Source organism: Vreelandella zhaodongensis (genome assembly GCF_013415115.1).
In the GTDB taxonomy this organism is placed as follows: Bacteria; Pseudomonadota; Gammaproteobacteria; order Pseudomonadales; family Halomonadaceae; genus Vreelandella; species Vreelandella zhaodongensis.
Genome location: NZ_JACCDD010000001.1, coordinates 17,817 through 28,913, shown reverse-complemented (window position 1 = coordinate 28,913; position 11,097 = coordinate 17,817). Strand labels below are relative to the sequence as shown.

12 protein-coding genes are annotated in these 11,097 nt (G+C 53.7%); 3 read left to right on the top strand and 9 right to left on the bottom strand.

Annotated features, from left to right (window positions below):
• Positions 1 to 33 precede the first annotated feature (33 nt).
• From HZS79_RS00135 to nrdR, 8 genes are all read right to left on the bottom strand, one after another.
• The gene (locus HZS79_RS00135) at positions 34 to 1,290 is read right to left on the bottom strand and encodes a DUF945 family protein (RefSeq protein ID WP_162218325.1); all 1,257 of its coding nucleotides are present in this window, start codon (positions 1,288 to 1,290) and stop codon (positions 34 to 36) included.
• A gap of 121 nt (positions 1,291 to 1,411) precedes the next feature.
• Positions 1,412 to 1,885: a phosphatidylglycerophosphatase A family protein gene (locus HZS79_RS00130; RefSeq protein WP_162218326.1), complete on the bottom strand. Its 474-nt coding sequence runs from the start codon at positions 1,883 to 1,885 to the stop codon at positions 1,412 to 1,414.
• Complete coding sequence (gene thiL / locus HZS79_RS00125) at positions 1,882 to 2,859, bottom strand: thiamine-phosphate kinase (protein WP_179926745.1); 978 nt, start codon at positions 2,857 to 2,859, stop codon at positions 1,882 to 1,884. The genes HZS79_RS00130 and thiL overlap by 4 nt, the downstream gene beginning before the upstream one ends.
• Positions 2,860 to 2,894: 35 nt before the next feature.
• The gene (gene nusB / locus HZS79_RS00120) at positions 2,895 to 3,398 is read right to left on the bottom strand and encodes a transcription antitermination factor NusB (protein ID WP_162218328.1); all 504 of its coding nucleotides are present in this window, start codon (positions 3,396 to 3,398) and stop codon (positions 2,895 to 2,897) included.
• Positions 3,395 to 3,883: a 6,7-dimethyl-8-ribityllumazine synthase gene (gene ribH, locus HZS79_RS00115; protein ID WP_162218329.1), complete on the bottom strand. Its 489-nt coding sequence runs from the start codon at positions 3,881 to 3,883 to the stop codon at positions 3,395 to 3,397. The genes nusB and ribH overlap by 4 nt, the downstream gene beginning before the upstream one ends.
• A gap of 4 nt (positions 3,884 to 3,887) precedes the next feature.
• Positions 3,888 to 5,054: a bifunctional 3,4-dihydroxy-2-butanone-4-phosphate synthase/GTP cyclohydrolase II gene (gene ribBA, locus HZS79_RS00110; RefSeq protein WP_162218330.1), complete on the bottom strand. Its 1,167-nt coding sequence runs from the start codon at positions 5,052 to 5,054 to the stop codon at positions 3,888 to 3,890.
• Between the two features lie 72 nt (positions 5,055 to 5,126).
• Positions 5,127 to 6,305: a bifunctional diaminohydroxyphosphoribosylaminopyrimidine deaminase/5-amino-6-(5-phosphoribosylamino)uracil reductase RibD gene (gene ribD / locus HZS79_RS00105; RefSeq protein ID WP_238401415.1), complete on the bottom strand. Its 1,179-nt coding sequence runs from the start codon at positions 6,303 to 6,305 to the stop codon at positions 5,127 to 5,129.
• The gene (gene nrdR / locus HZS79_RS00100) at positions 6,305 to 6,808 is read right to left on the bottom strand and encodes a transcriptional regulator NrdR (protein WP_162218331.1); all 504 of its coding nucleotides are present in this window, start codon (positions 6,806 to 6,808) and stop codon (positions 6,305 to 6,307) included. The genes ribD and nrdR overlap by 1 nt, the downstream gene beginning before the upstream one ends.
• Positions 6,809 to 7,037: 229 nt before the next feature.
• On the opposite strand from nrdR, the gene HZS79_RS00095 reads away from it, so the two are divergent.
• The 3 genes from HZS79_RS00095 to dsbG all read left to right on the top strand — a co-directional run bounded on the left by HZS79_RS00095 (position 7,038) and on the right by dsbG (position 10,567).
• A complete protein-coding gene (locus HZS79_RS00095; RefSeq protein ID WP_179926744.1) occupies positions 7,038 to 8,807 on the top strand; it encodes a sugar phosphorylase in 1,770 nt (589 codons plus the stop codon).
• Between the two features lie 103 nt (positions 8,808 to 8,910).
• The gene (locus HZS79_RS00090; RefSeq protein WP_179926743.1) at positions 8,911 to 9,726 is read left to right on the top strand and encodes a TlpA disulfide reductase family protein; all 816 of its coding nucleotides are present in this window, start codon (positions 8,911 to 8,913) and stop codon (positions 9,724 to 9,726) included.
• 61 nt (positions 9,727 to 9,787) lie between these two features.
• The gene (dsbG, locus tag HZS79_RS00085) at positions 9,788 to 10,567 is read left to right on the top strand and encodes a thiol:disulfide interchange protein DsbG (RefSeq protein ID WP_179926742.1); all 780 of its coding nucleotides are present in this window, start codon (positions 9,788 to 9,790) and stop codon (positions 10,565 to 10,567) included.
• Between the two features lie 96 nt (positions 10,568 to 10,663).
• Here dsbG and HZS79_RS00080 read toward each other — a convergent pair whose 3' ends face one another.
• A complete protein-coding gene (locus HZS79_RS00080; RefSeq protein ID WP_179927041.1) occupies positions 10,664 to 11,086 on the bottom strand; it encodes a DUF6691 family protein in 423 nt (140 codons plus the stop codon).
• Between the last annotated feature and the right edge of the window lie 11 nt (positions 11,087 to 11,097).

Genomic DNA, 11,097 nt, shown 5'->3' with positions numbered 1-11,097 from the left:
TACTTAGGCTTATAAGGGCAAGAGACCAGCTACCTATTGAGGCCACAGCTGTGGCATAGGCCTACCATTAACACGCCACTCGCCACGAATCACATCAAACTCTAACTCTCGTGTTCCTAGCGGCAACCCTAGCCAAAGTGCCGCCACGGTGGGGGCATCGTGCCAAGTGAAATCACCATCGACACGTTCTAACCAACGAGCGCGCTCCTCTGGCTTGTCTAGCATTGGCAAATTCAATTCATCCAACCGCCTGGCATCAAAAAACAGGGCACCATCGGCGTTAACATTAATGCCTAGCAACGGACTTTCGATAGCCACTGTCGTTACATCTAGCCGTGGGGAGTCTTTTAATATCCCCATCAAATCGGGTGCCAAACGCTCAAGCAACCCTTCTGCCATGGGAAGGCTGGCATCGCCCCAAGCGGCTTCCTGTCGCAGACGTAAAATTGCTTGACGCACCGCATCCGCGTTTAACCGCGATAGCTCTGCTTCAAACCGGCCACTAAACAAAGGGGTATCAGGCGCTTCACTGGGAACACTGACATCACCAATAATCAGCTCGCCATTTAAACGCAGCTCTTTTTCGTCAAGCACCATGTGGCTATGAGCATCCAGTGGCGACAAATGAATATCGTAAGCAGGATAATGGAGCGCAAGGGCTTCAATGTGCAGGTGATCACGTTGGGCAAAATGGTAGGCATCTTCAATGTAGGTGTAGCGGCTTTCAAGTGATGAAGGCCCTAACGTTAGTCGAGCCAGACCATCCGTTAGCGTTAGCTGGTCAAGTAATGCTCGCAACCGCCAATCGCCAAAAACACCTTCTAAACGTAACCGAGCGCCGCGCACTTCTAACTCTCGACCATTTTGCTGGATAACAAAGGGAGCCAACGCCAAACGCAGCTCACTTCGTCCACTCAACGTGTGGTAACGTCCCTGCCATCGAGGAATCGAGGGTGCGGAAACTTCGCCCACGGCTTTTTGCAAGACGCTATCCAGGCGTGGCAGTAAGGTGCCTTCTACATCCGTGCTTAATACACCATGACGGGCACGGTAGGTGAGCTCTAAACGCCAGGGGCGGCCTAAAAGAGGTGACAAAAGCAGCTTTCCCTGAGACGTTAGCCACCCTTGACGACTCTCAGTTCGACTGACACGCCATTCACCGCGCGCTTCTAAATCTTCTAATGCTTGGCGAAGACTACGCTCAAATAGAATGCTCGATAGCAGTTGCGCCACTACCCACACAACCGCTATTGCCGCGAGAATAGGGACGATCAGACGTTCCTTGCGCATGCGTTCTCCTTGAACAACCCCACATTGAGGAGGTATTCGCCACCGACGTTGCCTGAACTACTGTTGCTTTTTAATGATTATTTAGAGAATGCTTTTTTAGAGGCATTGATTCATTCATAATTTAATGCAGCCAGAACCACAGGTGCATGGTACTCCATGCGTAGATTCCCGCCATTACATCATCAATCATAATGCCAAACCCGCCGGCTACTCGCCGGTCTGCCCAGCGAATGGGCCAGGGCTTAAAAACATCAAAAATACGAAAAACCACAAATCCCCACAAGGCCGCTTCCCATGAAAAGGGCACAGCAGCCATGGTGATCCAGTAACCAACAAACTCATCCCACACAATACCGGAGTGGTCATGCACCCCTAAGTCATGAGAGGTTTTATCACACAGCCAAACCCCAACCACAAACGCAACAAATACGATGCTTAGGTACCAGCTTAAGGGCAAATCGGCCATTATCCAGTAAAAAGGAATCGCCGCCAGCGTTCCAAAGGTACCCGGTGCCCAAGGGACTGCACCACTTCCGAGGCCAAACGCAAAAAAATGGGTTGGCCGCCGCCAAACGCTCGATGGTGCATGGTTCATGGCGCTACCCCGCTAAAATGCTGCCAACCTTCGTTGTCACTACGCGCAACGCCTGTCACGCCTGGGTTATCGTTACAATGACCTATCACGGTCAACGCTAAACCCAGCTCAGTGAGACGCTGCCGTGCCGTTTCCACGTTCTCCGGCGCTAGCGTAACCAGTAGTTCATAGTCATCACCACCTGATAGAGCAGCCTTGCGTGCAGCCTCTAACCCTAACGCTTCTTGCAACCCTTCCGCCAGCGGTAGTGCATCCACCTCAAGTGAGCACCCGACTTGGGATGCTTTACGCAGATGCCCCAGATCCGCTAACAAACCATCAGAGATATCCATTGCTGCGGTGGCTAAACCACGTAATGCCACGCCTGCGGCTAAACGCGGTTGAGGGAGTAAATAACGCGCTAACAGCGGGTGTGTTAGTTCCCGCTCTCCTTGACGCCAAAGCGCAAGACCGCCAGCACCGCCACCAAGCGCACCGGTCACGGCGATCACGTCGCCCACCTGTGCGCCTGAGCGGGTCAGCGCCATGCCTGAAGGCACTTCGCCCATGACGGTAACGCCGATAGTCAATGCGCCTGCGGTCACATCGCCACCAACAAGCGCTGTGGCATGCTGCTGACAAAGCGCATGGAAGCCTTTAGCGTACTCAGCCAACCATTGCTCAGCAGCTGCACGATCGTTAAAGACGCTCTTATCCAGCGTCAGAGCCATTAGGCTCCAGCGCGCGGTTGCTCCCATGGCGGCTAAATCGCTGAGCGCCACGGCCAGCGCACGATGCCCTATTGCATGTGCCGGGGCATCGTGGGGGAAGTGGACATCAACAACAGACGAATCAACACTTACCACAAGCTGTTGACCTGCTTGGGGCACCAAAAGCGCTGCATCGTCGCCATTTCCAAGCGCTATCCCTGCTGTCGCGTGCGCCTCCTGCGGCGACATGAAGTAGCGCTGAATCAGTTCAAATTCGCCAAGCACAAAGGCCCCTTAAACGCATTATCAGGAGGCTCGCCTTACAAACGGCGAGCGCTGACCTCGGCACTTCGTAAGCGATTCGCTAGCTTATCGAGAATGCCGTTCACGTATTTGTGGCCGTCGGTGGCACCAAATGATTTGGCCAGCTCAACGCCTTCATTAATGACGACTCGGTAGGGTACTTCCATCCGCCGAGACAGCTCGTAGGCGCCCAGACGCAGGATAGCTAACTCGACAGCATCCAAGTCTTCTAAACGGCGATCTAGCAAGGGAGCAATTTCACGATCCAATTCAGTTTTGAATCTTACCGTGTTGTGCAGTAGTTCATGGAACAGCGCCTTGTCGGCGATTTCCATTACTTTGACCCAATTTTCGTAATCTTCCAGGTCATCATCGGCTACCTGGCTGCGAAACTCAGCTTCGATAGTGGTGATTGATTTCCCAGTCATTTGCCATTGGTAAAGACCTTGAACCGCTAGCTCACGTGCGGCGTGGCGCCCTAGCTGCGCGGCAGTGGGCTGACGCTCACGACGTTCACTCATTGGTTATCTCCTGCCGGCAGTGCACGAAGCAGTGACACCATTTCCATCGCAGCCATCGCGGCTTCTGTGCCTTTGTTACCTGCTTTAGTGCCTGCGCGCTCAATCGCCTGCTCAATGGACTCAACCGTCAGCACACCGTTTGCCACCGGTGTATCGAACTCAAGTTGGAGATGGTTAATCGCGGTGTTACAGCCGCCTGCCACGTATTCGAAATGCGGCGTGCCGCCACGAATCACCGCCCCAAGTGCAATCACCGCATCCGGTTTCATTGTCTTAAGAACACGCTTAACGGCCAGCGGCAGTTCCCAGGCACCGGGCACATGAACAATATGAATATGTTCTGCGTCAACACCGTGGCGTGTCAGACTGTCGACAGCGCCTTCCACAAGGCTATCGACAACGTGATGGTTAAAACGACCTACGACGATGACATAACGACCATCGACATCCACAAAAGTACCTTCAACTTGCGAAAGGGATTGCATCAATTTATTCCTGCTGAGAAGTTGGCTCATACGCCGTGTCATTGGGTCCCAGGCGCTCAACCACTTCGAGGTCAAAACCTGAGAGCGCCGAGAATTTCCACGGAGAGCTAAGTAACCGCATTTTGCCTACACCTAGGTGACGTAGGATTTGCGAGCCAGTACCAATCGTTAAATAGTTACCTGCCCCATCTGAATCGCTGGTGCGCGGCTGACGCACGCGATCTAGAAAAATATCTAATTGATCTTTTAAATCCTGGTGAGGACGACCATCGTCAATCAGCACAAAAACGCCTGCTGGTGCATTAGCAATCTCTTCCAGCGCGCGGTGAGCATCCCAACGACACTGTTCGCCTTTCATCAACCCCACAACATCACGGAGCGTATCAGCCAGATGAACGCGGACGGTAGTTGGCTGCCCTGGCGTTGGCTGGCCTTTCACCAAGGCGAGATGATGGGCACCCTGGATACGATCACGGAATACGTGTAGCGCTAGCTCACCAGAAGCCGTCTGAACGGTGGTGGTTTCGACCGGGTCAACGGTTTGTTCGTTAATAATCCGGTAGTGGATCAAGTCAGCGATCGTGCCGATCTTAATGCCATGCTTTTTAGCGAACACTTCTAGCTCAGGACGACGCGCCATGCTGCCATCGTCGTTCATGATTTCACAGATAACACCACTTGGATCACAGCCTGCCAGCGCGGCTAGGTCACACGCGGCTTCAGTATGTCCAGCTCGACGTAGCACGCCACCCGGCTCAGCCATCAACGGAAAAATGTGCCCAGGCTGTACGATGTCTGATGGTTTGGCATTTGCAGCCACGGCCGCCTGAACAGTGCGCGCGCGGTCTGCCGCTGAAATACCGGTGGTAACGCCTTCGGTCGCTTCAATGGAGAGCGTGAACTTGGTACCAAAACCAGAGCCATTATCGCGCACCATTAACGGCAAGTTAAGCTGCTCGCAACGCTCGCGGGTCATCGGCATACAGATCAGGCCGCAGGCGTAGCGTGCCATGAAGTTGATATGCTCAGCCTGGACTTTTTCGGCTGCCATGATGATATCGCCTTCATTTTCGCGGTCCTCATCATCCATGAGAATGACCATTTTACCCTGGCGGATATCTTCCACCAGTTCAGCGATGGGGGACAAACCTTCTGAAGAGGAGTGCGCCATGGAATCTCCAAAAAAAGTGGTCGCATTAGATGCGATTTCGCGCGTCAGGGTACCTTGCTATGGCCGTGCGCGCTAGTCGGCAAGTAGTTCGGCAGTAATCCGCCAATCGCCCCCAACGGCTCGTACTTCTTTGATAGTTAAGCGCTTTTGATCTGCCATACGCGTCATGCCGGGCAGTGCAAATAGCGGCCGCGCCTCGCCGCCCAACAACGTAGGAGCGACAAATAACTGCAACTCATCCACCACATTCGCATCTAACAGTGCTCCCGCCAGCGTCGCACCGGTTTCAACGAGCAGCTCATTGACTTGCTCATTCTCTGCCAACCAATACAGCATATCCTCCAGCGCTATCCGCCCTTGCTGGTCAGCGGGAAACACCTGGATTTCTGCGCCTGCCGCTTCTAATGTGCGGCGCTTTTCTTCGCTGTGTTGATCCGTCGTGATGATTAGCGTACGACCTGGCTCACGCAGGCAAGCAGCCGCTAACGGCAGCCGCAGGCGAGAATCCAGGATGACCCGCAAGGGCTGCCTTTGACACACGGCAGCAGCGTTATCAAGTGACAGCTGATCTGCACGCACGGTTAACCGAGAGTCATCCATAATAACGGACTCAACGCCACTTAAAATAGCGCTTGAGCGCGCGCGCAGACGCTGTACCTGACAGCGGGATTCTGGACCGGTAATCCACTGGGATTCTCCGGACCCCATCGCGGTACGGCCGTCTAAGCTCATGGCCATTTTTAAGCGCACAAAGGGGCGCTTGCGTTCCATGCGCGAAATAAAGCCTGGGTTCAATGCACGAGCGTCTTGTTCAAGCAAGCCTATATCAACCTGAACCCCCGCCGCTTCCAAACGCTTAATGCCGCGCCCACTCACCTGAGGGTTCGGGTCAACCATGGCCACCACCACGCGTTCAACCTGGGCATCAGCTAGCGCAACGGCGCAAGGGCCGGTGCGCCCTGTGTGAGAACAAGGTTCTAATGTGACATAAGCCGTCGCCCCTTTTGCCTCTGTACCTGCCGCGTTAAGCGCATGAATCTCTGCATGAGGCTCGCCAGCTCGTACATGGAACCCTTCGCCGACAACGCGCCCCTCTCTATGCTGGTCGTAACGAACAATAACGCAGCCAACCCGAGGATTAGGATCCGTTGTATAGAGGCCTTGGGCCGCCAGCTGTAACGCACGCGCCATAAATTGATGATCAGCACTGGTAAAGTCTCTCTCCATCAACTCTTCCATCAACTCTTTCATCAACCCTCTCCGCGATGTGGATCTCTGTGGGCTGATGCAGAATGATCGCCAGGATCCTGAGAAAGACGGTCTATCTCAGCGCGAAATTCGTCTAAATCCTGAAACTTACGATAGACCGATGCAAAGCGAATATAGGCGACCTGATCCAGGTTGCTCAGCGCTGTCATAACCGCCTCGCCTATATCGCGGGCGTTCACTTCGCGATCTCCTCGGGCACGCAGTGACTGGCGGATACGTTCGACGGCAGCCTCTATGGCCTCTGCACTCACTGGGCGTTTTTCCAACGCACGCAGCATGCCTGCCCGAAGCTTGCTCTCATTAAACGTCTCGCGGGAGCCATCCGACTTTACAACTCTTGGCATGATGAGCTCAGCAGTTTCATACGTGGTGAAGCGTTCATGGCAGCTAGCGCACTGGCGACGACGGCGCACCTGGTCACCGTCGGCTACCAGCCGCGAGTCGGTCACTCGAGTATCATTAGCACCACAAAAAGGGCAATGCATGGCAGTCAACCTGTTGTCAGTACGTGCAGCGAGTGCGGATAACGGCACATATCAGCATATTGTGAACTATTATTAGCAGCGAAGTAGCCACGCGCTACAACAGCATGCGGTAACAGCGCGCTTGCAAGCAGAAATAATCGCTTCATTAAACGCGGCATTAACCTAGCATTGTAACGATTTGGCACACAAGCTGCAGCGTTTGTCGTAGGTTGTTTTAGAGGACTCACTTATGCCCCCTTTTGAGCAGACGGTTCATCGCTACCTATCGCACCTTTACGGGCCGCGTGCTAGCGAGGTGCAGCGCCGCCTTGGGCAGCATATTGCGCATTTTCGCACCACATTACAGGCGCCAGCTGCCACAGAAAACAGTGCCACTGAGAGTGTCAATGCACCAATGTGGAGCGAAAAGGATCAGTGGGTCATCAGTTATGGTGACTCTATTGTGGCAGACGATGCGCCTCCCCTTGCCGTTCTAAACGCCTTTCTGATGCACTACCTGGGCGAACGCATAAGCGGCGTGCATGTGCTGCCCTTTTTCCCCTGGAGTAGCGATGATGGCTTTTCGGTCATTCATTACCGAGAAGTTAATCCGGAACTTGGCGATTGGGAGCACATCCGCGAACTGGCCAACCACTATGATCTGATGGCCGATCTAGTGCTTAACCATGTGTCACGTGAATCACTGTGGTTTGTGGATTATTTAACTGGCAGCCTGCCTGGGCGTGATTATTTTATTGAGGTTGATCCAGAAACGGATGTCTCCCAGGTCACCCGCCCCCGCAGCAGCCCACTGTTAGTGCCAATCTCTACGCGACGAGGCACTCGCCACGTATGGGCAACCTTCTCGGAAGATCAGATCGATTTAAACTTTGAAAACCCTGATGTGCTGTTGGAATTTGTCGGCATATTACTGTTTTATCTCCAGCAAGGTATGCGCATTATTCGCTTAGATGCGGTGGCGTTTTTATGGAAACGACTGGGAACATCGTGCATCCACCTTCCTGAAACCCATACCGTCGTGCGCTTGCTGCGCGCCATTGTAGATGAAGTATCACCAGGCACGCTGATCATTACCGAAACCAATGTGCCGCATGCGGAAAATATCAGTTACTTTGGCCTAGAGCGGATAGCGAAAGGTCCCCCTGACGAAGCCCACATGGTGTATCAGTTTGCTCTCCCGCCGCTGCTCTTACACACGCTCACCCGCGGTGAAGCCACCACCCTCCAGACATGGCTTTCCAGCCTGCCAGTGCTACCTAAACACTGCACCTATTTAAACTTCACCGCCAGCCATGATGGTATCGGCGTGCGTCCTTTAGAAGGATTGCTCCCTGACCATGAGCGAGATGCGCTGCTAGAACTGATGCACCGCTTCGGTGGCTTTGTCAGCATGCGCAGCAATCCTGATGGCAGTGATACTCCCTATGAAATCAACATTACCTGGTTCGAGGCCATGCGTGGTACGCGTAAAGGGCCAGATCCTTGGCAAATTGCCCGCTTCCTGTGCAGTCAGGCCATTATGCTGACCCTGCAAGGTATTCCAGCCCTCTATATTCACACGCTGACAGGCACACTTAACGATGTAGAAGGTGTGGAGCGCAGCGGTCGCTTGCGCTCTATCAACCGCCGCCGTTGGCAGCGCGATGAACTCGCGTTACTGCTTGAAAGCCCATCGACGCCAACCCATGATGTTTTCCATGCGCTCAGCCGTTTGTTAGATCTACGTCGTACCGAGCCCTGCTTCCACCCGAATGCCCCACAGCATGCCCTGCCTACGCCACCGGAATTATTAGCCATTGAGCGAGGTCCACTTAGCAATGGCCGCCGCTTATTAGCGCTGTTTAACGTTACCGATACACTGCTGCCACTTAGCAACGTTGGAAATGCGGTTGAACAGGTGCTCAGCCAACATGATTGGCACGCTCTTGCCCCTCAGAATGCTGAACAAGAAACAGCACTGCCACCCTACGCTGTCAGATGGATGGTGGCTGAAGCGTGAGTTCAATTGCGGCATAACGTCTCAGGATGGCAAAACATAATCGCCAAATAATCCAGTAATGACACACTGTGGCATGAATCGATAATAGGGATTGTGACTGATTATGCTGCAGCAAAGTATTGCGCTTGGCCCCATGGGGTTCAGCCTTCACCAGCTGGTGATAGGACTGGCTTTTTTGTTGGCACTTCTCACGGGGGCATTGCTGGGGAGGCGGCACCATGTCGCGGTGAGCGACACGCTATTTACCGTACTTTTCGTCGCTTTTATCGCCGCTCGCGCGGTGTTTGTGGTGCGCTACTGGGGGGCGTACGACGGTATTGTTGATCGCTTGGATATTCGTGATGGTGGGTTTGATATTGTCGGCGGTATCACAGTGGGACTCGGCTATGCTATCTGGGCGCTGTGGCGAGCTCCGCGCCAACGAATCCCCCTCAGCGGTGCATTGCTGGTGGGTGGCCTCACTTGGGGGCTGGTCGCTGGCAGCGCTGCATTCATTGAACAGCAGGCACGTCCTCTCCCAGACATAACACTCGCAGACCGGAGTGGTAACCCCATTAGCCTGCCTCAACTTTCCAAACAGCAGCAACAGCCTATGGTTGTTAATCTCTGGGCAAGCTGGTGTCCGCCCTGCATTCGTGAAATGCCGGTGTTTGAGGATGCCCAACAAGCTGAAAAAGACATAACATTCGTGTTCGTCAATCAAGGCGAAAGTGCCCAGCACATTGAAACCTTTATGGATCAGCAGGCGCTTTCATTAGAAAATGTCTGGCTCGACCCTCGTAATGCACTAGGCCAGGCAACAGGGGCTCACGCGATGCCGACAACTCTTTACTACAACGCAGAAGGCAAGCTCGTCAGTACCCACTTTGGCGAGCTTTCGCGTGCAACGCTTCAGCAAGGTTTGGAACGTTTGCGTTGATATCATCCGTCTGCTTTGGTGTTGGTTTTGCTCTCTCCCATCCATTTATAAGGACATAAACATGCATCACTTCTCTTTAACCCGACTCAGTAGCCTGTTACTACTCACCACTATTGCTTCTGCTGCCACAAGCGTTGCTGATGAACTCCCCGCACCTGTTCAAGCGCTGGCCAATCAAGGATTAACGATTCACGGCCAATTTGAGACGCCGGAGGGGATCCGTGGCTATGGTGCCAGTGTGCAAGGACAAGATATGGCCATTTATTTAACGCCCGATGGCGAGCATGCCATTGTCGGTACGTTAATGGACAGCCAGGGTAACGATCTGACGGAAGCACATTTGGATGAGCATGTACGGGTGCCGTTGGAAGCGCAGACATGGCAATCACTTGAAGAGAGTCACTGGATTCAGGACGGCGACGCTGATGCGCCTAGAGTTATTTATACATTTACTGATGGCAACTGCCCTTACTGCCGCCAGCTGTGGCAACAGACGCGCCCTTGGGTCGACGCAGGCGATGTTCAGCTCCGGCATATTATGGTGGGCATCTTAGCGCCTAACAGCCCGGCCCTTGCGGCGACTATCTTAGGCGCAGATGACCCAGCTAGCGCCCTGCATCGACACAGCGAGGGAGAGTCGGTCGAAGCCAGCGCCCAACCCAGAGATATTGAAGAGCAGGTATACACCAACAATCAGCTATTTGAAGAACTCGGCTTGTATGCTACCCCCACTAGCGCCTTTCAACGTGAAACCGATGACGGTCATTTGCGTATCGACCGTATTCAGGGGTTACCCACCGAGCAACGGTTGATTGAAATGATGGGCGGCGAAGCGCCTTAAACCGAACGCCACCAGGGTGACTGAAACGGCACCCTGGTGGGTTGTTTTTCGTCTACACTTCAGACAGGTGCTCAAAGTGGGAGCAGCTTGCATGGGTTAAGGGCTGAGTTCTCTCGCTAAAAACCAGCCAGCCCCCATAGCGACTAACATGGCGAATAATGGCATTGTCAGCCCACCCACCGAGGCAATAGCAGGTCCTGGACAATAGCCAGAAAGACCCCAGCCAATCCCAAATAACGCCGCACCACCTAGTAGCTTAGCATCCAGCTCCTGCTTGCTTGGCAGCTGAAATCCACCGGCAAACAAAGGCTTCCCACGGGCGAACACCAGACGAAAGCCAATAAAGGTAGTGACGACCGCTCCTCCTAGCACAAACATCAAGGTAGGGTCCCATGCGCCTGCAATATCTAAGAACCCAAGCACCCGAGCAGGATCTGTCATACCTGAAATCGCAAGCCCCAAGCCAAACAGTAGCCCGGCTATGTATCCAGCGGCCGTCTTGACACCAACGCCACTCATACTTTTTAGAC

Coding starts and splice junctions, on each gene's coding strand:
- HZS79_RS00135 (WP_162218325.1), bottom strand. CDS start 1,290: ATGCGCAAGGAACGTCTGATCGTCCCTATTCTCGCGGCAATAGCGGTT.
- HZS79_RS00130 (WP_162218326.1), bottom strand. CDS start 1,885: ATGAACCATGCACCATCGAGCGTTTGGCGGCGGCCAACCCATTTTTTT.
- nusB (WP_162218328.1), bottom strand. CDS start 3,398: ATGAGTGAACGTCGTGAGCGTCAGCCCACTGCCGCGCAGCTAGGGCGC.
- ribH (WP_162218329.1), bottom strand. CDS start 3,883: ATGCAATCCCTTTCGCAAGTTGAAGGTACTTTTGTGGATGTCGATGGT.
- ribBA (WP_162218330.1), bottom strand. CDS start 5,054: ATGGCGCACTCCTCTTCAGAAGGTTTGTCCCCCATCGCTGAACTGGTG.
- ribD (WP_238401415.1), bottom strand. CDS start 6,305: ATGAAAGAGTTGATGGAAGAGTTGATGGAGAGAGACTTTACCAGTGCT.
- nrdR (WP_162218331.1), bottom strand. CDS start 6,808: ATGCATTGCCCTTTTTGTGGTGCTAATGATACTCGAGTGACCGACTCG.
- HZS79_RS00095 (WP_179926744.1), top strand. CDS start 7,038: ATGCCCCCTTTTGAGCAGACGGTTCATCGCTACCTATCGCACCTTTAC.
- HZS79_RS00090 (WP_179926743.1), top strand. CDS start 8,911: ATGCTGCAGCAAAGTATTGCGCTTGGCCCCATGGGGTTCAGCCTTCAC.
- dsbG (WP_179926742.1), top strand. CDS start 9,788: ATGCATCACTTCTCTTTAACCCGACTCAGTAGCCTGTTACTACTCACC.
- HZS79_RS00080 (WP_179927041.1), bottom strand. CDS start 11,086: ATGAGTGGCGTTGGTGTCAAGACGGCCGCTGGATACATAGCCGGGCTA.